We start from the raw sequence: 22,355 nt of genomic DNA, 5'->3' as shown, positions 1-22,355 counted from the left end.
GATCAGCCCGCCGCGTAGACGTCCTCGATGTAGCGGCCTGACGCGGTCAACTCGCGCAGCCACGCGTCGGATTCCGCCGGGGACGCGCCGGTGCGGGCCGCGTGCACCTCGCGGAAGGCGGCCCGTACGCCGGGCGCCATCCGGCTGCCGTCGCCGCACACGTACACCCGCGCGCCGTCCTGGAGCAGCTGCCACACCTCGTCGGCCTCGGCGGCGATGCGGTGCTGGACGTAGCGCCTGCCGTGTTCGGGCCTGGCGCTGAAGGCCGGGCGCAGGGCGATGGCGCCCGCCGTTTCGGCCGCGGTGAGTTCGGCGGCGTGCAGGAAGTCGGCGTCCGGGTCGTCGCAGCCGAAGTAGAGCAGCGCGGGGTGCGTGGCGCCCGCGGCGACGCGGTCGGCGACCGCGCCGCGGAAGGGTGCCAGGCCGGTGCCGGCCGCGACCATGATGACGGGGGCGGGGTCGGCCGGATCGAGCCGGAACGCCTCCCGGCAGGGCTGTACGCGGGCGAGGACGGTGTCGCCGGGCCGCAGGGTGTGCAGATGTCCCGATCCGGTGCCGCCGGGCAGCAGCGAGACCATCAGGTCCGCGTGGCGGGGGTCGGCGGCGGGCGAGGACGACAGGGAGTAGTGCCGGGTGCGCAGCGGCGGCAGCAGGTCAAGGATCACCGGCCAGGTGAGGGCCTCGCGCAGCGCGGGGTGGGCCTCGATGAGGTCGATGAGGGTGCGCGGGTCGTCGTCGGGGAGGTTCTCCAGCGCGGTCTTCTCGGGCGGGCACGGGTTGAGCGCCGCCAGCCTCACCCGGTCGCCGGGAGCGGGCCTCGCGCCCAACTCCAGGTGGTGGGTGAGGAGTTCGCGTACGGTCAGCGGCCGGTCGACGGGCAGCGCGGAGCGGCCGGGGCGGCCGTCGTGCAGCGCGATGAGGGCCCAGGGGTCGACGCCGACTGCGCGCGCGGCGCGGTCGACGGCGGCAGGCGGGTTGACCGGCAGGACCGCGAGGTGGTCGGCGGTGCGGTAGGAGGTGCCGTCGGGCAGTGCTATCCGCAGGAACCGCTTGGGCCGCGGCCTGCCGGGGGCGGTCAGGTCGTACGCCTCGGTCACGGTCATCGGGACGACGTCGTGCCGGGCGGCGAGCGCGTCCAGCGGGCCGCCGGTGATCTCGGTGACGGTGCAGCAGGCGTTCTCGTCGGCCGGGGCGCTCGCGCCGATGCTCGCCGGGTCGCCGAGGCGGGTCAGCAGTTCGGTGCGCAGCGCGGCGCCGAACTCCTTGACGGCGCCGGTGAGATCGCCGGACGCGTCGGCTTCGGCGCGGGGCAGCAGCCGTTCGCCGCCGAGCGCGGCGAGCCGGTCGTCGATCCGGAGGGGCACGTGCTGGTAGGTCGCCGCCCAGTTGCGGTCGCCGACACCGAGCACCGCGAACGACACTCCGTCGGCGGCCCTGTCGGGCGCGGTGTCCAGCCACCGGACGAAGGCGGCCGCGTCGTCGGTGGGCTGTCCGTTGTAGGAGGCGGCGACGATCACGGTGGGGCGGTCGGCGGGCAGTGCGCCCGCGTACGCGTCGAGCGGTGCCACGGCGGTGTCGAAGCCGAGCCCGGTGGCCTCGTCGGCGAGGCGCTCGGCGAACTCGCGGCAGGTGCCGTAGTTGGTGCCGTGCAACAGCAGCAGCCCGGTGCCCTGCGGGACGCGGGTGGGCAGCCCTTCGTCGGCTGTGGGCGCCGCGTCGGCGTCCGGCGTGCCTCCGGGGAGCACCGCGAGGGCGGCGCGCACCGCGGCGCGGTCGGCGGGGGTGCGGGCGGCGAGGCGCAGCGTGAAGCCGTCCGGCTTGAGGGTGAGCGTCTCCTTGATGCGCAGCTGGTAGTCGTCGTGGTCGATCAGCCGGTAGCGGTGGGCCAGCAGGCCGAGCAGCATGGTGGCCTCGTGCAGCGCGAACTGCCGTCCGATGCAGGCGCGTTCACCGGTGCCGAACGGCTTGTACGCGTGCGGGGAGCGGGCCGCCTCGGCCTCGGGGCAGAAGCGGGACGGGTCGAACAGTTCGGGGTTGTCGCCCCACACCGGGTCGCGGTGCAGCATCGGCGTGAGCACCGTGACCTGCTGCCCGGCGCGGACCGGGTAGCGGCCGCCGAGCAGGGTGTCGGTGCGGGCCTGGCGGGTGAAGGCCGCGGCGGTGGGCCACAGCCGCAGCGCCTCGTTGAGGACCTGGCGGGTGAACGGCAGCCGGGCGATGTCCTCGAAGGACGGGTCGGGGTCGGTCTCGTCGCCCCAGAGTTCGTCGGCCTCGCGCTGGACCATGCGCAGCGCGACCGGGTCCTTGAGCAGGTGGTACAGCGCGAAGGACAGGGCGCCCGAGGTGGTTTCGTGGCCCGCGATCAGGAACGTGATGACCTGGTTGCGGATGTTGGCGAGGTCGAGCGCGGGCCCGGCGTCCGTCCCCTGCGAGGCGCCGAGCATCAGGCCGAGGAGGTCGTCGTCGCCGCTGACGCCGCTCGCGGTGCGGGCCTCGATGACCTCGTCGACGACGGACGCGAGGTAGTCGGCGTCGACGCGGAAGGCGGCGTCGTCGGCGGCATGGTCGGTGCCGGGCTCGCGGGCGAACTTCGTCATGCTCCACCGGAGGCAGCGCACCATCGACTCGACGAACGGGTGCGGGGTTTCGCGTGCGAACGACTCGAAGTCGAAGCCGAATCCGGCCAGTCCGATGGTGTCGAGGGTCATCCGGGTCATGTCGTCCGCGACATCGGCTGCGGTGCCGTCGGCCGCCCTGCGGTCCCAGGCGGCCATCACGCGGCGGGCGACCTTGAGCATGGCCGGGTGGTAGGTGCGCATCGAGCCGAGCGCGAAGGCCGGCATCAGGACGGCGTGCGCCTTGGCCCAGTTGGGCTCGTCGTTGTACGCGGTGAACAGTCCGTCACCGGCGAACTCCCGTACGTCCTCCAGGACGACCGACACGCCCTTGGCGAACCGGGTCTCGTCCGCGACCTCGGTGACCAGATCGAGCGAGGAGAGGAAAATCGTCTCCCGGTCGTTGAGCTTGCGCTTGAACACCGGGCCGTGGGTACGGGCGAGATCCATGGTCGTCTGGACGGGCGTCGAGGAGAGCCCGGCCGCCGAGATGTCGGCGACCGGTATGCCGTCGTCGCCTGCGGGTGCGTCGTCGTGGAGCGCGATCGTGTCGGTCATGTCTCCAGCGTGATGGGCCCGGTGTGCAGGTCACGGCCGGTCGGCTGCATGATTGTGCAGTGAATTCTTCCCGCCGGGTCTTGCGGCGGGCCGGAGAAGGGTCGGACGAGGGGCCATGGACGACGGAACCGGCGCGGACACGGCCGGATGCGACGGGCCGCGGCATCCCCTGGGCGCGTGGCCGGACGACCCGGAGGGCGACGCGATGTGCGGCCCGGACGACGGCACCGTGCCCGGCGGGGGCCACCAGGATCCGGCAGCGCCGCACCCTGGTACGGGCGGCGCGTACCGGGACGGCCCCTGGCGCAACTATTTCCTCATCCTCCTCGACCGCATCCCCATGCCGATCGCGGTGTGCCGGGCGGACGGCAAGGTGCTGATCGCCAATCCGGCGATGGCCGCGCAGTGGGGCACGGCCCCGGGCCGGCTGCCGGGCCGCAATCTGCTGGACCTCTTCCACCCCCGTGACACCGCCCAGCTCGACCGGCTGACCGAGGCGCTCCGGGCGGGCCGCAGGTCGCGCTATCCGGTGGCGGTGCGCTGGCGGGACAGGTCACAGGATCTTGAGCGGGAGGGCGAGCTGACGGTCGATCCGGTCGGCGACCCGTCGGTGCGGCCGCCCGCCCTGCTGGCACTGCTGCGGGTGCGCGACACCGCGCCGCCGCCCCCGCCGCGCGGCCGGGCCAGTCCGGTCGAGGCCCGGATCCTGGCGCTGGCGGCCGGCGGCGCCACGACCGCGTCGATCGGCACGGCGCTGGGCCTGACCGTGGACGGCGTCAATTACCACCTGTCGCGACTGTCCCGCCGCTGGCGGGTGCAGGGCCGCACCGCGCTGGTCGCCAGGGCGTACGTGCTGGGCGTGCTGGCTCCGGGCAGCTGGCCACCGGAGCCGGCCTGACACGGGCTCTGAGCCGTCCGCGTGCCCCGGCGCGGCCCCGCGGCGTGCTCGGACGCACGTACGGATAACCTCCCTGGTGTGCAGGAAAAGCAGCCCGCGCCCTTCGAGCGCGGAACGGACGGCCCGAAGGTGATCGTCGTCGGCGTCGACGGCTCGGATTCGTCATGGCGTGCCGCCTCCTACGCGGCAGGTCTGGCCCGCCGCCAGGGCTCCATGCTGGCGCTCGTCTACGTCCAGCCGGTGCTGCCGGCCGGCGCGACGATGGGGGCGCCGGTCATGGACGTCACCAACGAGGTGGCCGAGGAGCTGATGGCCGAGATCCGCAGCTCGACCGAACGGTTCCAGGGGCTGTACGACCTGCGGTGGGAGTTCCACACCCTGCGCGGGGATCCGTACGCGGGCATGGTGCAGATGGCCGACGAGCTGCGGGCCGACGCGGTAGTGGTGGGCGCGTCCGAGTCGGCGGGGCACCGCATCATGGGCTCGGTCGCGGTCCGTCTGGTCAAGGCCGGGCGCTGGCCGGTCACGGTCGTCCCGTAGGGCCGCTGAGCGGACCGCTCCGCTGGTGGGCGGCCCCGTGCTGAGGCACCGTGGGAGGTGCACGGGCGGAGCGCCGCCCCGGCGAGGGAGAGCACCGTGACCGACCGCACGTACCGGGTGACCGAAATCGTGGGCACCTCCCACGAGAGTGTCGATATCGCGATCCGCAACGGTGTCCGGCGCGCTTCGCAGACCCTGCGCAATCTCGACTGGTTCGAAGTGGTCCAGGTCCGCGGCCACATCGTCGACGGCGAGATCGAGCACTACCAGGTCGGCCTCAAGGTCGGCTTCCGGCTGGAGGACGCCGGCTGACGCCCTGCCGCGCGTCGCCACGGTGAACTCCCCAAAGCCGCCCGCCGGATCCGCGGGGAGTTCATCTTCCGAAGGGGCCGTCGACGGTCCATGATGGTCCGCCGTCAGGCTACGACGGCGGCACGGAGGTCAGGCATGGGTCTGCGCGCGGGTCACGGCGTACTGCGCCGGAAACCGATCGAACACATCGAAGAGGCGGAAGGCGGCTCCGCCCAGCAGCTCACCCGCGTGCTCGGGCTGTGGCAGCTGACCGCCATCGGCGTCGGCGGCATCATCGGCGCGGGCATCTTCACGCTGGCCGGGACCGTCGCAGGCGGCAAGGCCGGGCCCGCCGTCCTGATCTCCTTCCTGATCGCGGGGATCGCGAGCGCCGCCGCGGCCTTCTCCTACGCCGAGTTCGCCGGGCTCATCCCGAAGGCGGGCTCGGCCTACACGTACGGCTACGCGGTACTCGGCGAGCTGGCCGGCTGGTTCATCGGCTGGGACCTGCTGCTGGAGTACACCGCGATCGTGGCGGTCGTCGCGATCGGCATCTCCGGCTACTTCGGCTTCCTGGTCGGCCAGTTGGGGGCGGATCTGCCCGCCTGGATGCTGGGCGCTCCCGGTACCGGCCCAGGACACCGGGTGGACCTGTTCGCGCTGATCCTCTGCCTGCTGATCGCGTATCTGCTGACACTGGGCATCAAGAGCGCGGCGCGGTTCGAGATGATCGTGGTGGGCCTGAAGGTCCTGGTGGTCGTCGGCGTGATCGCGGTCGGGTTCTTCCACATCAAGACCGGCAATTACTCGCCCTTCTTCCCGTTCGGGGTGAGCGGCGCGTTCACCGGCGCGGCCACCGTCTTCTTCGCGGTCTTCGGATACGACGCGATGAGCACGGCGGCCGAGGAGTCCAAGGACGCGCAGCGCCACATGCCGAAGGCGATCATCTACTCGCTGGTCATCTCGATGGTGCTGTACGTGCTGGCCTGCCTGGTCCTGACGGGCATGCAGAACTACAAGGACATCGACCCGGAGAGCGGATTCTCGTCGGCGTTCAAGTCGGTGGGGCTCGGCAGCCTCGCGGACGTCATCGCGGTCGGCGCCATCATCGGCATTCTGACGGTCATGTTCACGTTCATGCTCGGGGTGACCCGGGTGTGGTTCTCGATGAGCCGGGACGGGCTGCTGCCGAAGTGGTTCGCCAAGACGCACCCCACCCGGCACGTGCCGACCCGGGTGACCTGGATCGTCGGCGCGGCCTCGGCGGCGATTGCCGGGTTCCTGCCGATCGGCGAGGCCGCCGAGTTGACGAACATCGGCATTCTGCTGGCCTTCGTGGTGGTCTGCATCGCGGTGATCGTGCTCCGCTACAAGCGCCCCGACCTGCCGCGGACGTTCCGCACGCCGGGCATGCCGGTGGTCCCTGCACTCGGCGTGCTCTTCTCGCTCTGGCTGATCACGTTCCTGGAGTGGCAGACCTGGGTGCGGTTCGTGGTGTGGTTCCTGGTCGGTCTCGTCATCTACTTCGGCTACTCCTACCGGCGTTCCGAGGTGGCCAAGGCCGAGCGGCGCGCGGCGCAGGAGGAGGGCACGGGGTGAGCCGTCCTCCTGGGGAACGGCCGTACCAGGGGCGCGTCCGATGGGTGGCCGCGACGCCACGGCGATCCATCGGACACGCCATGAGGCGGACCGCCGGGCAGGAAGCCGGCGGCCCGCCTCCGTCGTGTCAGAAGACGAACGGGCCCGGGGTCTGGGCCGAGGTGGCCTTGCAGGTGGCGGTGATGCCGAAGACCACGACCTTCAGCGAGGTGGCTTCGAGGCTGTCGCCGGCGGCGACCGTACCGGTGAGGGGGCCGGTGGAGACGGCGCTGCCGGAGGGGATCGCGGGGTTGTCGCTGCCGCTGAAGGTGGCGGTGCCCGAGCCGTTCTTGGCCATCGTGAGGGTGGAGGTGACCGCGCCCGCGCCGACGTCGAGGGGTGCGGTGATCGCCGACGTGGACACGCTGATGGTGGCGGCGGTGCCGTCCTAGGTGGCGGTGAGCGTCGCCGTGCCCGAGCCGTAACTGCCGCAGTCGAAGCCGATGGTGGCGGTGTCGGGCGTCACCGCGCCCGCGGCCGGCGCCATGGCGAGGGTGCAGGCGAGGGCCGTGCCGACGGCGAGTGCGGTACCGAATCCGAGCGTGCCGTGTCTCATGGGGGATCCGCCTTCGTGAGGGGAAGAGGGCAGGCCGGCGCCGGCCGTCGGGGGCTGGGTCCTGTCGTCGCACTCGCGTCGTCTGCCGGAGGGCAGGCGGGAGTGCGACGACAGGGCCCAGGGGAACGGCAGGGCGTCCCACGGGGCCGCGGCGCGGTCCTGTGGCGGCCACCCGGGATCTGATGGGTGGTCAGCGACCTGAAGCGCTGACCATTGAGGCACGGGCCCCCGAAGAGAGCAAGGGAGACACCTCAAGATTCTTGACGTGTCATCGTCAAATAAGCGGGCGGCGCGGGAGGCGGCGTCACCCCACACGCCCTCTTGACGTGCACCTGGCCGACCCCAAGAATGAGCGCGCCCCTGACAACGTTGTCGGCACTCTCCGGGCCGTGCTCCCCCGGCGGATGGCCGCGCAGCGACGACTTCGGAGGTCCCGACCCATGCCATGGCTCAGTCGCACCCGGCTGCGTACCGCGGGCGCGGTGCTGGCGGCCGCGCTCATCGGGGGCGCGCTCACCGCACCCGCCGCGCAGGCCGAGTCCCCGGGCGGCCCGCTCACCGACCTGGTCAACCCGTTCATCGGCAGCCGCGACGACGGAAACACCTACCCGGGCGCCGCCGTACCGTTCGGCATGGTGCAGCTCTCCCCCGACACCGGCCACACCACCGGCTACGACTACGACGACGACCACATCCGCGGCTTCAGCGCGGTGCACATCTCCGGCGTCGGCTGCGGCCTCGGCGGCGACCTGCCGGTACTGCCGACGACCGGCGACATCACCGAGACCGACTACGCGAAGTACGCCGCGGCCTACCGCCACGACGACGAGTCCGCGCGCCCCGGCTACTACCGTGTCGGCCTGACGTCGTACGGCGGCATCGAGGCGGAGCTGACCGCCACCGCCCGTACCGGCAGGCAGCGTTACACCTTCCCGGCGACCGGCAAGGCCAACGTGCTGCTCAACGCGGGGCAGGCGCTGCACAAGGTGACCTCCACCCGGGTCGAGGTGCTCGACTCGCACACCATCCGCACCTCCGTCACCGGCCACGGCTTCTGCCAGGACACCAAGCCGTACACCGTCCACACCCTCACCCGCTTCGACCGGCCCTTCGCGTCCTACGGGACCTGGGAGGGCGACACGGTGCGGCCCGGCTCCAAGGGCTCCACGGCCACCGGCAGGCACGGCGCCTACGCCCGCTTCGACACCCGCAAGGACCGCACGGTGGAGGCGACCACCGCGATCAGCTACGTGGACGCGGCGGGCGCGGCCCGCAACCTCCGCGCGGAGGGCGGCAGTTCCTTCGACCGGACGAAGGCCGCCGCCGACGCGGCCTGGCAGCGGCGTCTCGGCCGGGTCGCCACCCAGGGCGGCGGCACGACGCTGCGGCGCACCTTCTACTCCTCGCTCTACCGGTCCTTCCTCGCACCGAACATCGGCAACGACGTGGACGGCCGCTACACCGGCTGGGACCAAAAGCCCCACCGGGCACGCGGCTTCACGTACTACCAGAACTGGTCCCTGTGGGACACCTACCGCACCCAGGCGCAACTGCTGTCGCTGCTTGCCCCGCGCGAGTCCCGTGACATGGCGCTGTCGGTGCTGCGGATCGACAAGGAGAGCGGCTGGCTGCCCAAGTGGGGCTACGGCACCGTCGAGACGAACATCATGACCGGCGACCCGGTCACCCCGTTCCTCACCAACGCCTATCAGCAGGGGCTGCTCAAGGGCCACGAGGAGGAGGCGTACGCGGCGCTGCGGAAGAACGCCGACGGGGTGCCGCCGGCCGATTCGCCCGCGGTCGGCCGGGAGGCCAACGTCCCTTATCTGAAGCACGGTTTCGCGCCGTACATCAAGGGCCGCGCGCACACCAAGCCCGGCGACTCGGACTTCGACCACGGCGCGTCGGCGACCCTCGAATACGCGCTGTCGGACGCCGTGCTGGCCCAGATGGCGCGCGATCTGGGGCACCGCGCGGACGCCGACCGGTACGCGGCCAGGGCCCAGAACTACCGCCGCATCTTCGACCCGTCGACCGGCTTCTTCCGGGCCCGCGACGCGCAGGGTGCCTTCACCGGGCCCGCCGACCCGGCCAAGAGTGAGGGCTTCCACGAGGGGACGTCCTGGCAGTACCAGTGGATGGTGCCGCAGGACCTGCCCGGGATGATCGGCCTGATCGGCGGCAGGGAGAAGGCGGACGCGCGACTGGACGCGTTCTTCGCCTACCCGAAGCTGCTCAAGGACCCGGAGAGGACGGCCCGTGAGGTATGGGTCAACGGCCCGTACGACTACTACAACGCGGACAAGTACAACCCGCAGAACGAGCCGGATCTGATCGCGCCGTACACCTATCTCTCGACCGGGAAGCCCTGGAAGACCACGGACGTGGTGCATGCCGCGTTGACCCTGTTCACCGACACCCCGTCCGGGATGACCGGGAACGACGACCTGGGGACGATGTCGGCGTGGATGGTGCTGTCGTCGATCGGGGTGTTCCCCGTGCAGCCCGGCACCGACAGCTGGGGGCTGAGCACGCCGGTCTTCGACCGGGTGGACCTGGCGCTGGACCGGCGCTTCTACCCGGCGGGCCACTTCACCGTCACGGCACCCGGCACCTCCACCACCCGCCGCTACGTGCAGTCGGTGACCCTCGACGGCCACGCTCAGAACCGGACGTACCTGACCACCGACGACCTGCGCTCGGGCCGCCAACTGGCCTTCACCGTGGGCACCGAGCCGTCCGGCTGGGGCACCGGCGACCACGACGCGCCACCGCCGGTGGGCGCGTCAGCCGGCGCACAGCAGGCCGACCGCCAGGGCTGAGATCACCACGGCGGACACCACCGCCGTGGCGACCCGCCCCCGTGCGCCGGTCAGCACCCGGCCCAGGGCGTCTCCCCCGGCGGCCAGGAACAGCTGCCGGCTCGCGGACGCGGTGATCACGGCAGCCACGAAGGCCGCGCCCCGGGCGGTACCGAGGCCGCCTGCCCCGGTACCGCCGGCGAGCACCAGCGCGGAGAAGTAGAGGATCGCCCAGGGATTGACCAACGTCAGCCCCAGGAAAGCGAGACAGGCCCGGCCGGGGCGTCCCAGGACGTCCCGGCCCGCGCCTTCCGGCTCGGCCCCGCGGGTCCGCACCGCCCGTACGGCCGTGCGGAGCGCCATGGCGAGCAGGATGACGGCGGCGGCGATGCGCAGCGGGCCCGCCACCGGGGTGAGCGCGTGCGAGAGCGCGGTGCCGCCGGCCACCGCGAGCAGGGCGTAGAGACCGGCGGTCCCGTCGTACGGGTGCCGCTGCGCGGACATCCGGTCCCGGTACGGCGGTTCGTGGCGGCCGTGCGCCGCGGCAGTGAGCGGCAGCCGCCGGTCGCCCGCGGTCTCGCGGCACTGCGCGCGGCCGCGGGCGACGAGGCCGGGACGGCCGGCAAGGGGGTGTGACCGGCCGTCAGCCCTGGAGCGCGGCCCAGAATTCGTCGAACGACATCCGGCCGTCGCCGTCGCTGTCCTTGGACCTGATGACCGACTCGGCTATCGGGCCGGTGACGAAAGGGTCGCCCATCTCGGCCATCGCGCGCTTGAACTCGTCCGGTGTGACCAGGCCGTCCTGGTCCGCGTCGAACCGCTCGAACTGCTCCCTGGCCTTCTCGATGTCTGCCACGAGAGGTGCCCCCTTCGCCTTGCCGGTGATGTGACCTGCGTAGGTCAACCGACGGTCAGGCCGTGTCCTGGCGGGCCCTCCACCGGGCCAGATAGGGCGCCGTGCGGCCCTCCCCGGCGGCCGCCACCTCGGCCGGCGTACCGGCCGCCACGATCAGGCCGCCGTCCGCGCCACCGCCCGGCCCGAGGTCGATGACGTGATCGGCGCCCGCGACCACCCCCATGTCGTGTTCGACGACCACGACGGTGTGCCCGGCGTCCACCAGGCCGTGCAGCTGGCGCAGCAGCACCTCGGTGTCGGCCGGATGCAGTCCGGTCGTGGGCTCGTCGAGGAGATAGAGGGTGTGGCCGCGGCGGGCTCGCTGGAGTTCGGTGGCGAGCTTGATGCGCTGGGCCTCGCCGCCGGAGAGTTCGGTGGCGGGCTGGCCGAGCCGCAGATAGCCCAGGCCCACGTCCTTGAGGGTGCGCAGGCTGCGGGCGGCTGCGGGCACGTCGGCGAGGAAGGCTGCGGCGGTGTCGACGGTCATCTCCAGGACGTCGGCGACGGTGTGGCCGCGGTGGGTGATCTCCAGCGTCTCCGGGTTGTAGCGGGCGCCGTGGCAGGCGGTGCAGGGTGCGTAGGTGCCGGGCAGGAAGAGGAGTTCGACGGCGACGAAGCCCTCGCCCTGGCAGGTCTCGCAGCGTCCGGAGGTGACGTTGAAGGAGAACCGGCCCGCGGTGTAGCCGCGGGCGCGGGCCTCGTCGGTGGCGGCGAAGAGCTTGCGGACGGCGTCGAACAGGCCGGTGTAGGTGGCGAGGTTGGAGCGCGGGGTGCGGCCGATCGGCTTCTGGTCGACGCGGACCAGCCGGTCGACGGCGTCCAGGCCATCGACGCCGCCGAGCCGGGCCCTGACCTCCGGGTCCTCGGCCGCGCCCCCCGTGTCGGCCGCCTCGCCCGCGCCCGACTGCCCGTCGGACGCGCCCAGATGATCCCGCACGGCATCCGCGAGTACCCGGGTGACCAGGGTCGATTTGCCCGACCCCGAGACGCCGGTGACCGCGGTGAAGACGCCGAGCGGGAAGTCGGCGTCCAAGCCGCGCAGATTGTGCAGGGCGATGCCGCGCAGCCGGACGGTGCCCGCGGGGGTGCGGGGCGCGCGGTCCGGGAGCGGCGGCGGGTCGAAGAGGAATCTGCGGGTGGCGGACTCGGCGCTGTCGGCGAGCCCTGCGACCGGGCCGCTGTGCAGCACCCGTCCACCCAGCTCGCCGGCGTGCGGGCCGACGTCCACGAGCCAGTCGGCGCTGCGCACCACGTCCATGTCGTGCTCGACGACGAACAGCGAGTTGCCCGCCTCCTTGAGCCTGCCGAGCACGGTGAGCAGCGACTCGGTGTCGGCCGGGTGGAGTCCGGCGGACGGCTCGTCCAGGACGTAGACGACGCCGAAGAGCCCGGACCGTAGCTGGGTGGCGAGCCGCAGGCGCTGGAGTTCGCCTGCCGAGAGGGTGGGCGCGGGCCGGTCGGTGCTCAGGTAGCCGAGGCCCAGTTCGGTGAGCACGCCGATCCGGGCGACCAGGTCGCGGGCGAGCGTCGGGGCCACGCCGTCGTCCGGCGCGTCGGCCGTGGGGCGCAGCAGCCCGGCCAGCGCGGTCAGCGGCAGGGCGGCCAGGGACGCGATGTCATGTCCTGCGAAGGTGACGGCGAGCGCTTCGGGGCGCAGCCGCCGCCCGGCGCAGGACGGGCAGGGCTCGGCGACCATGAAGCCGCGGACGCGGGTGCGCAGCGTCTCGCTCTTGGAGTCGGCGAAGGTGTGCAGCACATAGCGCCTGGCGCTCATGTACCGGCCCTGGTAAGGGCGTTGGATGCGGCCGACGTCGCGGACCGGCTCGACGGTGACGACAGGTTGCTCGTCGGTGAACAGGATCCAGTCGCGGTCGGCCTGCGGCAGCTCGCGCCAGGGCCGGTCGATGTCGTGGCCGAGTGCGGCGAGGATGTCGCGGAGGTTCTTGCCCTGCCAGGCGCCGGGCCAGGCGGCGACGGCGCCGTCCCTGATGGTGCGCGAGGGGTCGGGGACGAGGGAGTCCTCGGTGACGCGGTGGACGCGGCCGAGGCCGTGGCAGGCGGGGCAGGCGCCGGCCGCGGTGTTGGGCGAGAAGGCGTCGGAGTCGAGCCGTCCGGATACGCCTTCGGGGTAGTCACCGGCCCGCGAGAAGAGCATCCGCAGCGAGTTGGAGAGGGTGGTGACGGTGCCGACGGAGGAGCGCGAGGTGGGCGCGGAGCGCCGCTGTTCCAGGGCGACGGCGGGCGGCAGGCCGGTGATCTCCTCGACCTTGGGCGCGCCGACCTGGTGGATCAGCCTGCGGGCGTAGGGGGCGACCGACTCGAAGTAGCGGCGCTGCGCCTCGGCGTAGAGGGTGCCGAAGGCGAGTGAGGACTTGCCCGATCCGGACACCCCGGTGAACGCGACCAGCGCGTCCCTCGGGATGTCCACATCGATGCTGCGGAGGTTGTGCTCACGGGCGCCGCGCACCCGTACGTACGAGTCGGTCATCCCTCCATGATCGGGCACGGCCGCTCGGGGTTGCGGGCGGCCCGGCCGCTCAGCCGGCGGCGGTCGCGGCCCTGACCCGCTCGCGTGCCTCCTCCCACGGGAGCGGGGTGGCGATCACCGCGCGCAGCGCCCTGACCTGGCGCGGCGGGAGTCCGGCCGCCAGGACACCGGTGGCGGTGCCGCCCCTGCCGTAGAGGGCGACGGTGCGGTGCTCGGCGGGGTCGATGACGGTGGTCTCGACCTGGTCGGCGCCTGCCGTGAGCCCGTACGCCTGGAGCTTGATGCCGTACTGGTCGGACCAGAAGTACGGCACCGGCGCGAACGGGCGGCGTTCCTGGGCGGGGGTGTCGGGCGCCGCGGACTGCGGCGTCTCGGCGGCCAGTTCGGCCAGGAGGTTGCGGGCGGCGGCCATGCCCTGCTCGGTGGCGTTCATGCGGTGCTCGAAGCGGAGCGGTGCGCCGTGGACGGGGTGGTCCCAGCGGGCCACGTCGCCCGCGGCGTAGATGCCGGGGGCCGCCGCGCAGTACGCGTCGCAGCGCAGCCCGTCGGTGGTGTCCAGTGCCGTCTCGCCGCGCAGCCAGCCGACGGCGGGTTCGGAGCCGATGGCCAGCAGCACCGTGTCGGCGGGCAGCAGGCTGCCGTCCGCGAGCCGTACGCCGGTCAGCCGCGCGCCCTCGTCCGTGCTTCCCGGTTCGGTCTCGAAGCCGTCGACGGCGCCGGTGAGCAGCCGTACGCCGCGCGCCCGGTGCTCCTCGGCGAGCAGTGCGCCGACGCCGGGCCCTACGGCGCGGGACATCGGTACCGGGTCGCGGCCGATGAGGGTGACCTCGTGCCCCAACTCGCGTGCCACGGCCGCGGCTTCGCAGCCCAGGACGCCGTTGCCGACGACCACGAGGCGGCGGCCGCCGCCGGTCATCCGGGCACGCAGGGCCAGCGCGTCGTCGAGGGTACGCAGGGTGAGCACGCCGTCGATGTCCGCGGCGCCCGGCAGGGTGCGGGCGGCGACGCCGGTCGCGATGATCACTCCGGCGCAGCGGAGCCGTTCGCCGCCGTCCAGGGTGAGGGTGCGGGTGGCGGCGTCCAGGCCGGTCGCCCGGGTGCCGAGCCGCAGGTCGAGGCCGAGCGGGTCGAGCTGTTCGGTGCTGCGCAGCAGCAGCCGCTCGGCCTCCCAGGTGCCGTGCAGCAGTTGCTTGGACAGCGGCGGCCGGTCGTAGGGCAGGTGCGCTTCGTCGCCGATCAGGGTCAGCGGCCCGGTCCAGCCGAAGCGGCGCAGCGCCTCGGCCGCGGCGAGCCCGGCGGCCGACGCGCCGACCACGGCGAGGGGCAGGGCGGTCATGCGTGCAGCTCGATGACGGCGGCGGGGCAGATCGCGGCCGCCTCGCGCACCGCGTCGTGCTGGTCGGCGGGCGGCGCGTCGTCGAGCACGACGACGACACCGTCCTCGTCACGCTGGTCGAAGACCTCGGGGGCGATCAGCACGCACTGGCCTGCGGCGCAGCACTTGTCGGCATCGATGGTGATCTTCATGGCAGGGCTCCCGTGGGGGTTGCTCGGTGTGCGGATGCGGTCGGTCGGGGCGGCACGGGCGGGTGGTACCGCCCCATGTCACCAGGTGACGGGCAGGGCGTGACAGCCGTAAATCGACATGTCGGTACGGAACGGGATCTCGTCGACCGGCACGGCGGGCCGCAGCGCGGGGAAGCGGCGCAGCAACGTGCCGATGACGACCTGGAGTTCGACGCGGGCCAGCGCCTGGCCGAGGCACTGGTGGATGCCGTAGCCGAAGGCGACGTGGTGCTGGGCGTTGGGCCGGCAGACGTCGAGGCGGCCGGCGTCGGGGAAGACGTCCTCGTCCCGGTTGGCGGACGGCACGGCGACGACGACACCCTCGCCGGTCCGGATGAGGTGCCCGTCGATCTCGATGTCGGCGGTGGCGACCCGGCGCGGTCCGTTGCGGATGATGCTGTGGAAGCGCAGCAGTTCCTCGACGGCGCCGCGGATCAGCGCCGGGTCCTCGCGCAGCCGGCCCGCGGACTCCTCGTCCCGCATCAGGGTGAGGGCACTGAGGCCGATCATGTTGGCGGTGGTCTCGTGTCCGGCGATCAGCAGCAGGGCGGCGAACGAGGTCACGTCGTCATGGGTGATCTCGCCGGTCCGCTGCTGCTCGACGATGAGCCGGCTCAGGATGTCGTCGCCGGGCGCCGCCTCCTTCGCCGTGACCAACCGGTCGAGGTAGCCGCGCAGTTCGGTGCGCGCGAGGGCCCGCTCGTCATCCGCGACGGTGCGCGAGAGCAGCGTGCCGGTCAGCCGCTGGAAGAGGCCGTGGTCGTCGTAGGGGACGCCGAGCAGCAGGCTGATGACGAGCGAGGGCACGGGCAGCGCGAGGGCTTCGACGAGGTCCACCGGGCCCTGCTCGCGCTCCATCGCGTCGCACAGTTCGTCGGTGATGCGCTGGATTTCCGGGCGCAGCGCCTCGACCCGCTTGACCATGAATTCGCGGGTGACCATCCGGCGCAGCCGGGAGTGCTCGGGCGGGTCCATGCGGATGAAGCCGCGGTGCTCGCCGGCGGTGGCGCCGCCGGTCATGCCGCTGAGCGGGTAGCCCGCGAGGGTGGTGTCGGAGCTGAAGCGGAGGTCGCCGAGGATCGCGCGGATGTCCGCGTAGCGGGTCGCGAGCCAGGCCCAACTGCCGTCCGCGAGCGAGATCTTGGTGATCGGCTCCTCGGTGCGCAGGGCGCTGAACTCCGGCGGCGGGTCGAAGGGGCAGCCGCTCGGCGGCTGGACGGGAAGGGGCGCCGGTGCGGCGGCGGAAAGAGTCATCTCGCTCCTCGGGCGCACACCGGCAGGGGTGTGCGACTTGAGTCGATCGTTCGCCTAACAACCGTAAACTTACAACCGTAATGAGCAGGTAAACGGGCCGGGGGCACGGGAAGGGAGAGCGCTCGGAGGCGGGAACCACTGGAAACCGCACCACAGCAGGACAAGGCGGGCGTGGGGGGGCGAACGGCAGGAGAAGGCCGCAGGGCGCAAAAAGCGGCCGGGAACGATCAGCCCGGAGACGACGGTGACGCGGAGACGGCGGTGACATGGGGCGGGCCCCGCGTCACCGTCAGCGTTCGAGGAGCAGGTGCAGGACCTCGTCGACGAACCGGTCCAGCCGACTGGCGTCCTTGCGGCTCGGCATGACCTGCCAGATCATCACCCGGCCGTGCACCGACGACCACAGCATGTACGGGGCCTCGGAGCGCGAACAGCGGACCCGCCAGCCGGCGTCCTCGCAGGCCGTCAGCGCGTCGTGCCAGCTGCGCACCACAAGACCTGCCGGGTGCCCGGCCAGCCGCTCGGGGCCGACCGGCGTCTGCCGGGTCTCGTAGAGCAGGCGGTAGGTGGCGGGGTGCTGGACGGCGTAGTGGCAGTAGGCGCGCAGCTGGGCGCGGAGCCTGGCCACCGGGTCGGCATCGGTCCCGGCCTGCCCGGCCGCTTCGGACATCGCGCGTGCCAGCCGCTCGAAGCTGATCTCCAGGGTCGCCCAGACCAGCTCGGTCTTGTCCGCGAAGTGGCGGTAGATGCTCGGCGCGGCGACCCCCGCCTCGCGGGCGACCGCGCGCAGCGACAGCGCGTCCTCGCTGCCGACCTGCTCCAGGAGGCGCTCGGTGGCCCGCAGCAGTTCCTCCCGCAGCCGGTCGCCCTGACCGCGTGGATTCCTGGCCCGGGTGGCCGCATTCCCGCTCACTGCCCGCCGGTCCTCTCCCCAGTCCGCTGCTCGCGACGCCCTGCCGCGGCCACCAGGGTTTCACACCGTGGCGGCCCGGCGTCCGCGAGGGCATGTCCGTAAAGTCCGGTCGCCCGACGCGAAGGGTGCGGAGCGCCGCGGACACCAGGGACCGCACCGCCCGCGGACGGTCACTTGCCCTGTTTGAGACCTTCGGCCGCCGCGTCCCTGCTCAGGACGGCCGCGGTGATCGCCTTGCGCTCCTTCGCGTGCCCTGACGTGCGGCCGAGATCGACGGTGCGCAGCGGCTCCTCGCGGGTGATCAGCTGCGGGACGTACTCGGCGCGGGTGACCTGCCAGCGCTCCCCGTCCTGCTCGGGCGGCGCGAAATGGAAGCGGGCGATGGTGCCCCAGTCGCCCTGCGGCTTCTTCATGGTGCCGGCGATCTGGTTGCCGAGGCCGTAGACGACCCAGGTGCCGTTGACCTTCTCGTACGGCTGCGGGGTGCGCGCGCGGCTGCCGACGATGAGGTCGATGTCGGGGCGCCCGTCGGTTTCCGACGCGGTGAGCACGCGGGCCAGCTCGGTCTGCTGCGGGTCGGGTTCGGTGCGGTACTCGGTGCCCCAGTGGGCGCTGACCACGACGAGGTCGGCGCCGGCCCGGCGGGCCGCGCGGGCGTCGGCGATGATCCGCTGCTCGTCGGCCAGGTTCACCGCCCACGGCGCGGCGGCCGCCCGGCCCCCGCCCTGCACGCCCAGGGTGTACGAGAGCTGGGCGACCCGGGCCCCGCCGCCGGCCGTCAGCAGCGCCGGGCGGGACGCCTCGGCGACGTTGCGGGCCGTACCGGCGTGCCGCAGCCCGACGGTGTCCAGGGCCTCCAGCGTGCGGCCGACGCCCTCGGCACCACGGTCCAGGCTGTGCGCGGACGCGGTCGCGCAGGAGTCGAAGCCGGCGTCCTTGAGTGCGGTGGCCACCTGGGGCGGCGCCAGGAAGTCGCGGCCGCTGGCGAACGGGCCCTCCAGCGGGCCGAGCGGCGTCGCCAGCTGGCACAGCGCGAGGTCCGCCGAGGAGATGACCGGCTTGATGCCCTTCAGCATCGGCCGGTAGTCGTATCCGGTGCCCGACGCGTCCTGCTGCGCGGTGCTCAGCACCGTCGCGTACGACGCGAGGACGTCACCGGACGCGACGAGGGTGAAGGGCTGCTTGTCGGGCTCGGCAGGCCCCGGGGGCTCCGCGCGCTCGGCGGGCGCGGGGGCGCCGGCGTGCCCGCCGGGTGTGGCCCGCAGGGACGGCGGCGGCTGCGGCGCCTCGGGCCCGGCGGCGCAGCCGACCGCGAGACCGGCGAGCAGGACGGCCGCTGCATACCTGGTATACGCACTCATGAGCGAGGCATACCAGCATCAACCGGACGGAAATCACCGCCGTCCGCTGGTGTCCCGCGTTATCCCCCGTACGGCCGGTCGCGTGCTCCACCGGCGCCGCTACGCTGCCCCGATGGAGCGCACCCGGCCCGATGACGACCGCTTTCCCGCCCGGCTGTCCGTGATCCGGCAGATGGGCCGCACCGCCTCCGGGCGGGCCTGGCTCGACCGGCTGCCGGGCCTGGTCAGGGCCGTCGAGGAGCGCTGGGAACTGCGCCTCGGCGCTCCCTTCGACGGCGGCACCTGCGCCTGGGTGGCGCCCGCCGAACTCCCGGACGGCACCTCGGCCGTACTCAAGGTCACCTGGCCGCACCGCGAGGCCGAAGGCGAGGCGCCGGGGCTGTGCGCCTGGGACGGCAGCGGCGCCGTGCGACTGCTGCGCCACGACCGCGACCGCGGGGCGCTGCTCATCGAACGCTGCACGCCCGGCACCACGCTCGCCACAGCGGCGCTGCCGCCCGAAGACCGGCTCGTCCTCGCCGCCGGCGTGCTGCGCGCACTGTGGTCGGCGCCCGCACCGCCCGACGGTGTCCTGGAGCCGGTGGAGCTGGTCTGCGCCGAGTGGGCCGATCTGGTGCAGGAACGGATGCTGCGGCTGCGGCCCGGCTACGACCCGGGCCTGGTGGAGCTGGGCGCGCGGCTGCTGCGCACGCTGCCGGCCGGCGCCCGCCGCGAGGTCGTGGTGCACGGCGACGCCAACCCCGGCAATGTGCTCGCCGCGCGGCGCAGTCCCTGGCTGGCGATCGATCCCAAGCCGATGACCGGCGACCCGGCCTACGACCCGTGGCCGCTGCTGGCCCAGATCGACGACCCGTTCACCCGCGAGGACCCGCGGCCGCTGCTGCGCGACCGCTGCGCCCTGCTGGCCGACGCACTGGACGAGGACCCGGCACGGCTGGCCGCCTGGGCGGTGGCGCGGAGCGTGGAGAGCGCACTGCACAGCGCCGATCACGACGATGTCACGGGCGGGTCCGAGGAGTTGGCGCAGGCCCGGATACTGGCGGACCTGGCCGGCTGCTGAGCGTCGGACCACCATCCGTCCGAGGACTTGCCACGCGATCCCGCCCGACACCTCTCGTCGGACTCCCCCTGACCCTGCCACTCCCCCGGGATCGCCCCACGCTCGTCGGGTGCCTCTCCGTCGAATGGGGTCCGCTTCTCTCCTGTCGGCCCGTGCATGGTGCGGCACTCGCCGCCGGCCGGGCCGGTCGATGTACGCGACACGCACGGGTGGCCTGTGCGGCACGAGGACCTGGGTGGGGGCACGCGCCGTCTCGCCCTGCCGAAGGGCGCCACGGCGCTGATCACGGCGCGCGGCGACCGCCCCGAGCCGTACATCGCGCCCGTCACGGCGAACGCCCCGGCACCCCGGTGGGTCTGCCGGGCTGAGAAACGCGGGTCATCACGGCTCGGGGGGCATGTCAGGCGCCCTTCTCGCCGCCCCCAAAAATCACAGACATCTGTGAAGTTCACGTCTTGATTTGAGAACTTCACATGTGATTGTGTTTGAAGCACCATGAACGACGTGATCCCTGAGAACTCGACGTCCACCGAGGCCACCCGCCCGGTGGTCGGTGTCTCGCTGAAGCTGTACTTCGGCCTGGCGCAGACCCGGGCCTGGCTCGCGGACGTGGCCGCGCTGAACGGCACCCTGGCCACGCTCCCCCGCCCCGTCGACCTCTTCGTGCTGCCCGCCTTCCCCGCGCTGGCGGACGCCCGCGAGCTGCTGGCCGGCACCGGTGTCCGCTACGGCGCGCAGGACGTGCACTGGGCCGAGACCGGCGCCTGGACCGGCGAGGTCTCCGCCGGAATGCTCACCGAGACCGGTGCCAGGTACGTCGAGGTCGGCCACGCCGAGCGCCGCCGGCACTTCGGCGAGACCGACGAGACGGTCGCCGCCAAGACCCGGGCGGCCACCCACGCAGGACTCATCCCCGTCATCTGCGCGGGCGAGCGCCGTGCGGACACCCTCGACGGGGCCGTCGAGGAGACCCTGACGCAGGTACGGGCCGCGCTCTGCGGTGCGGCGCCCGGCAGCGAGGTCGTCATCGCGTACGAGCCGGTCTGGGCGATCGGCGCCCGCGAGGCAGCACCCGCCGGTCACGTCCGCGCGGTCGCCGCCGCCATCCGCGGCGCGCTGCGCGACCACGACGTGCGCGGTCGGCTGATCTACGGCGGCACCGCGGGCCCCGGCACGTACACCGAGCTGGCCGGCGCCGTCGACGGCCTGTTCCTCGGCCGGCTCGCCCACGACACCGAGGGCCTGCGCAAGGTCATCGAAGAGATCGCGGGCAGCTGACAGCCGTCCGCCGTACCGCCCAGCCCCCGGGCCCCACGGCCCCGGAACCCGAGGAGACCACCGTGCAGGACACCTACCGCATCGCGATCGGCGCCGACGACGCAGGCATCGTCATGAAGGACGCCATGGCCGCCTACCTCACCGACCGCGGATTCCCGGTCACGGACATGAGCGCCGCCCCGTCCGAGGACTACCCGGACGTCGCCGAGCGCGTCGCGCAGAGCGTGGCCCGCGGCGAGCACGAGCGGGCCGTGCTGATCTGCGGCACCGGCATCGGCATGGCCATCGCCGCGAACAAGGTCGCCGGCATCCGTGCCGCGCAGATTCCCGACAGCTACAGCGCCGAGCGGGCCCGCAAGTCCAACGACGCGCAGATCGCCTGCTTCGGCAACCGCACGATGGGCGTGGAGGCCGCGCTGGTGTGCCTGGAGCACTGGCTGGTCTCCGAGTTCGCCGGCGGCGGCTCGGCGCCCAAGGTCGAGAAGATCAAGCAGGTCGAGTCGCGCAACCTGCGCGCCGCCTGACGGTTCGCCCGCCACCGCCCGGAAGGAAGCCGATCCACGGTGAGCACCACGACTCCGGCGTCACCCGCGGCGCAGGACGCCCAGGACCCCGGCGGCTTCGTCCGGAGCGCCGCCGACCGCCGCGCGGTCGACGCCGCACGGGTGCTGGCGACGGACGCCGTCCAGCGTACCGGGCACGGCATCGGCCCGGACGCGTCGTTCCTGCCCGCGAACAGTCCGCTGCCCACCGCCGACCCGTACGGGCGCACCGTCCACTACGGGATCCGCGAGCACGCCATGGGCGCGGTGATGAACGGCATCCTGCTGCACGGCAACACCCGCGTCCACGGCGGGACGTTCCTGGTCTTCGCGGACTACATGCGGCCGGCCGTGCGGATGGCCGCGCTGATGCGGCTGCCGGTGACGTATGTATGGACGCATGACTCCATCGGCGTCGGCGAGGACGGCCCCACCCACCAGCCCGTCGAACATCTCGCCTCGCTGCGCGCGATCCCGGGCCTCAACGTCGTGCGCCCGGCCGACTGGACGGAGACCACCACGGTCTGGGCGGAGATCCCGCTGCGCCACCGTGACCGGCCCGCGCCGCACGGCCTGGCGCTGTCCCGGCAGGACCTGCCGGTGCTCTCCGGCACCGACGGCGCCGCCCGCAGCGGGTACGTCCTCGCCGAGGCCGACGGCGTGGGCGACGGCGGACTGCCGAAGGTGATCCTCATCGGCACCGGCTCCGAAGTGCCGCTCGCGCCGGCGGCCCGCGAGCAGTTGCAGGCCGACGGCGTGCCCACCCGCGTGGTGTCGATGCCCTGCGTCGAGTGGTTCCGGGAGCAGCACGCCGGATACCAGGACCACGTCCTGCCACCCGCCGTCACCGCCCGGTGTCCGTCGAAGCGGGCATCGCCCAGGGCCGGCGGGAGATCGTCGGCGACCGCGGCCGCTGCGTGTCGCTTGAGGACTTCGGTGCCTGCGCGTCAGGACCCGAACTGTTCGCCGCGTACGGCATCACCGCCGATGCGGTCGTCGGAGCGGCACGCGATGCCGTCCGCACCCGTCCCGGCTTCCCGCCGGGCGTACCCGTCCCGCACCCCGCTCATTCCCTCGCCCCCTCCCCCGAAAGGCGGTAAC

At 73.1% G+C, this 22,355-nt stretch carries 17 protein-coding genes and 2 pseudogenes; 9 read left to right on the top strand and 10 right to left on the bottom strand.

Annotation, left to right across the window (positions count from 1 at the left end; translation table 11 throughout):
• Positions 1 to 2 precede the first annotated feature (2 nt).
• Entirely contained in the window at positions 3 to 3,173 is a 3,171-nt protein-coding gene (locus LIU39_RS23185; RefSeq protein WP_227048782.1) for a bifunctional cytochrome P450/NADPH--P450 reductase, read from the bottom strand.
• A gap of 205 nt (positions 3,174 to 3,378) precedes the next feature.
• Between LIU39_RS23185 and LIU39_RS23180 the strand changes: the two genes are divergently transcribed.
• The 4 genes from LIU39_RS23180 to LIU39_RS23165 all read left to right on the top strand — a co-directional run bounded on the left by LIU39_RS23180 (position 3,379) and on the right by LIU39_RS23165 (position 6,501).
• Positions 3,379 to 4,071 carry a PAS domain-containing protein gene (locus LIU39_RS23180; RefSeq protein WP_372464023.1) on the top strand — a complete coding sequence of 231 codons (693 nt, stop codon included), beginning with the start codon at positions 3,379 to 3,381 and terminating at the stop codon, positions 4,069 to 4,071.
• A gap of 78 nt (positions 4,072 to 4,149) precedes the next feature.
• Entirely contained in the window at positions 4,150 to 4,611 is a 462-nt protein-coding gene (locus LIU39_RS23175; RefSeq protein ID WP_227048780.1) for a universal stress protein, read from the top strand.
• A 96-nt stretch (positions 4,612 to 4,707) separates the two neighbouring features.
• Complete coding sequence (locus LIU39_RS23170) at positions 4,708 to 4,923, top strand: dodecin (RefSeq protein WP_227048779.1); 216 nt, start codon at positions 4,708 to 4,710, stop codon at positions 4,921 to 4,923.
• Positions 4,924 to 5,058: 135 nt separating this feature from the next.
• Positions 5,059 to 6,501, top strand: coding sequence for an amino acid permease (locus tag LIU39_RS23165; RefSeq protein ID WP_227048778.1), 1,443 nt, complete (start codon positions 5,059 to 5,061; stop codon positions 6,499 to 6,501).
• Between the two features lie 127 nt (positions 6,502 to 6,628).
• On the opposite strand, the pseudogene LIU39_RS23160 reads toward LIU39_RS23165, so the two are convergent.
• Positions 6,629 to 7,096: pseudogene (locus tag LIU39_RS23160) on the bottom strand (hypothetical protein).
• A gap of 440 nt (positions 7,097 to 7,536) precedes the next feature.
• Here LIU39_RS23160 and LIU39_RS23155 point away from each other — a divergent pair.
• Positions 7,537 to 9,918, top strand: a complete 2,382-nt coding sequence (locus LIU39_RS23155) for a GH92 family glycosyl hydrolase (RefSeq protein WP_227048777.1) — start codon at positions 7,537 to 7,539, stop codon at positions 9,916 to 9,918.
• Here the strand turns inward: LIU39_RS23155 and LIU39_RS23150 are convergent.
• The 8 genes from LIU39_RS23150 to LIU39_RS23115 all read right to left on the bottom strand — a co-directional run bounded on the left by LIU39_RS23150 (position 9,883) and on the right by LIU39_RS23115 (position 18,374).
• A complete protein-coding gene (locus LIU39_RS23150) occupies positions 9,883 to 10,401 on the bottom strand; it encodes a LysE family transporter (RefSeq protein WP_227048776.1) in 519 nt (172 codons plus the stop codon). The two genes, LIU39_RS23155 and LIU39_RS23150, sit on opposite strands and share 36 nt — an antisense overlap.
• A 139-nt stretch (positions 10,402 to 10,540) precedes the next feature.
• Positions 10,541 to 10,753 carry an EF-hand domain-containing protein gene (locus LIU39_RS23145; protein ID WP_227048775.1) on the bottom strand — a complete coding sequence of 71 codons (213 nt, stop codon included), beginning with the start codon at positions 10,751 to 10,753 and terminating at the stop codon, positions 10,541 to 10,543.
• A gap of 55 nt (positions 10,754 to 10,808) precedes the next feature.
• The gene (locus LIU39_RS23140) at positions 10,809 to 13,280 is read right to left on the bottom strand and encodes an excinuclease ABC subunit UvrA (protein WP_227048774.1); all 2,472 of its coding nucleotides are present in this window, start codon (positions 13,278 to 13,280) and stop codon (positions 10,809 to 10,811) included.
• A gap of 49 nt (positions 13,281 to 13,329) precedes the next feature.
• Positions 13,330 to 14,616 (bottom strand): NAD(P)/FAD-dependent oxidoreductase, encoded by a 1,287-nt coding sequence (locus LIU39_RS23135; RefSeq protein ID WP_227048773.1) that lies wholly within the window; start codon positions 14,614 to 14,616, stop codon positions 13,330 to 13,332.
• Positions 14,613 to 14,807 carry a ferredoxin gene (locus LIU39_RS23130; RefSeq protein ID WP_227048772.1) on the bottom strand — a complete coding sequence of 65 codons (195 nt, stop codon included), beginning with the start codon at positions 14,805 to 14,807 and terminating at the stop codon, positions 14,613 to 14,615. The genes LIU39_RS23135 and LIU39_RS23130 overlap by 4 nt, the downstream gene beginning before the upstream one ends.
• A 78-nt stretch (positions 14,808 to 14,885) precedes the next feature.
• The gene (locus LIU39_RS23125; protein WP_227048771.1) at positions 14,886 to 16,100 is read right to left on the bottom strand and encodes a cytochrome P450; all 1,215 of its coding nucleotides are present in this window, start codon (positions 16,098 to 16,100) and stop codon (positions 14,886 to 14,888) included.
• A 289-nt stretch (positions 16,101 to 16,389) separates the two neighbouring features.
• On the bottom strand, positions 16,390 to 17,013 hold the full coding sequence (locus tag LIU39_RS23120; RefSeq protein ID WP_227048770.1) for a TetR/AcrR family transcriptional regulator: 624 nt from the start codon (positions 17,011 to 17,013) through the stop codon (positions 16,390 to 16,392).
• Positions 17,014 to 17,183: 170 nt separating this feature from the next.
• Positions 17,184 to 18,374 carry a CapA family protein gene (locus LIU39_RS23115; protein WP_227048769.1) on the bottom strand — a complete coding sequence of 397 codons (1,191 nt, stop codon included), beginning with the start codon at positions 18,372 to 18,374 and terminating at the stop codon, positions 17,184 to 17,186.
• A 112-nt stretch (positions 18,375 to 18,486) separates the two neighbouring features.
• Between LIU39_RS23115 and LIU39_RS23110 the strand changes: the two genes are divergently transcribed.
• From LIU39_RS23110 to LIU39_RS23095, 4 genes and pseudogenes are all read left to right on the top strand, one after another.
• Positions 18,487 to 19,434 carry an aminoglycoside phosphotransferase family protein gene (locus tag LIU39_RS23110; protein ID WP_227048768.1) on the top strand — a complete coding sequence of 316 codons (948 nt, stop codon included), beginning with the start codon at positions 18,487 to 18,489 and terminating at the stop codon, positions 19,432 to 19,434.
• A gap of 504 nt (positions 19,435 to 19,938) precedes the next feature.
• A complete protein-coding gene (locus tag LIU39_RS23105; protein ID WP_227048767.1) occupies positions 19,939 to 20,712 on the top strand; it encodes a triose-phosphate isomerase family protein in 774 nt (257 codons plus the stop codon).
• Between the two features lie 62 nt (positions 20,713 to 20,774).
• The gene (locus tag LIU39_RS23100) at positions 20,775 to 21,236 is read left to right on the top strand and encodes an RpiB/LacA/LacB family sugar-phosphate isomerase (protein ID WP_227048766.1); all 462 of its coding nucleotides are present in this window, start codon (positions 20,775 to 20,777) and stop codon (positions 21,234 to 21,236) included.
• 180 nt (positions 21,237 to 21,416) lie between these two features.
• Positions 21,417 to 22,354: pseudogene (locus tag LIU39_RS23095) on the top strand (transketolase-like TK C-terminal-containing protein); the annotation flags it as partial.
• Between the last annotated feature and the right edge of the window lies 1 nt (position 22,355).

Origin of the sequence: Streptomyces pinistramenti (assembly GCF_020564935.1) — a bacterium.
GTDB lineage: Bacteria > Actinomycetota > Actinomycetes > Streptomycetales > Streptomycetaceae > Streptomyces > Streptomyces pinistramenti.
Note: the sequence above shows the minus strand (reverse complement) of the source record. Positions and strands in the feature narration are given on the sequence as shown.

Bases quoted from the DNA above. Each gene is read 5' to 3' on its own strand.
- LIU39_RS23185 (WP_227048782.1), bottom strand. From the start codon at position 3,173: ATGACCGACACGATCGCGCTCCACGACGACGCACCCGCAGGCGACGAC.
- LIU39_RS23140 (WP_227048774.1), bottom strand. From the start codon at position 13,280: ATGACCGACTCGTACGTACGGGTGCGCGGCGCCCGTGAGCACAACCTC.
- LIU39_RS23110 (WP_227048768.1), top strand. From the start codon at position 18,487: ATGGAGCGCACCCGGCCCGATGACGACCGCTTTCCCGCCCGGCTGTCC.
- LIU39_RS23180 (WP_372464023.1), top strand. From the start codon at position 3,379: ATGTGCGGCCCGGACGACGGCACCGTGCCCGGCGGGGGCCACCAGGAT.
- LIU39_RS23115 (WP_227048769.1), bottom strand. From the start codon at position 18,374: ATGAGTGCGTATACCAGGTATGCAGCGGCCGTCCTGCTCGCCGGTCTC.
- LIU39_RS23130 (WP_227048772.1), bottom strand. From the start codon at position 14,807: ATGAAGATCACCATCGATGCCGACAAGTGCTGCGCCGCAGGCCAGTGC.
- LIU39_RS23125 (WP_227048771.1), bottom strand. From the start codon at position 16,100: ATGACTCTTTCCGCCGCCGCACCGGCGCCCCTTCCCGTCCAGCCGCCG.
- LIU39_RS23150 (WP_227048776.1), bottom strand. From the start codon at position 10,401: ATGTCCGCGCAGCGGCACCCGTACGACGGGACCGCCGGTCTCTACGCC.
- LIU39_RS23135 (WP_227048773.1), bottom strand. From the start codon at position 14,616: ATGACCGCCCTGCCCCTCGCCGTGGTCGGCGCGTCGGCCGCCGGGCTC.
- LIU39_RS23165 (WP_227048778.1), top strand. From the start codon at position 5,059: ATGGGTCTGCGCGCGGGTCACGGCGTACTGCGCCGGAAACCGATCGAA.
- LIU39_RS23155 (WP_227048777.1), top strand. From the start codon at position 7,537: ATGCCATGGCTCAGTCGCACCCGGCTGCGTACCGCGGGCGCGGTGCTG.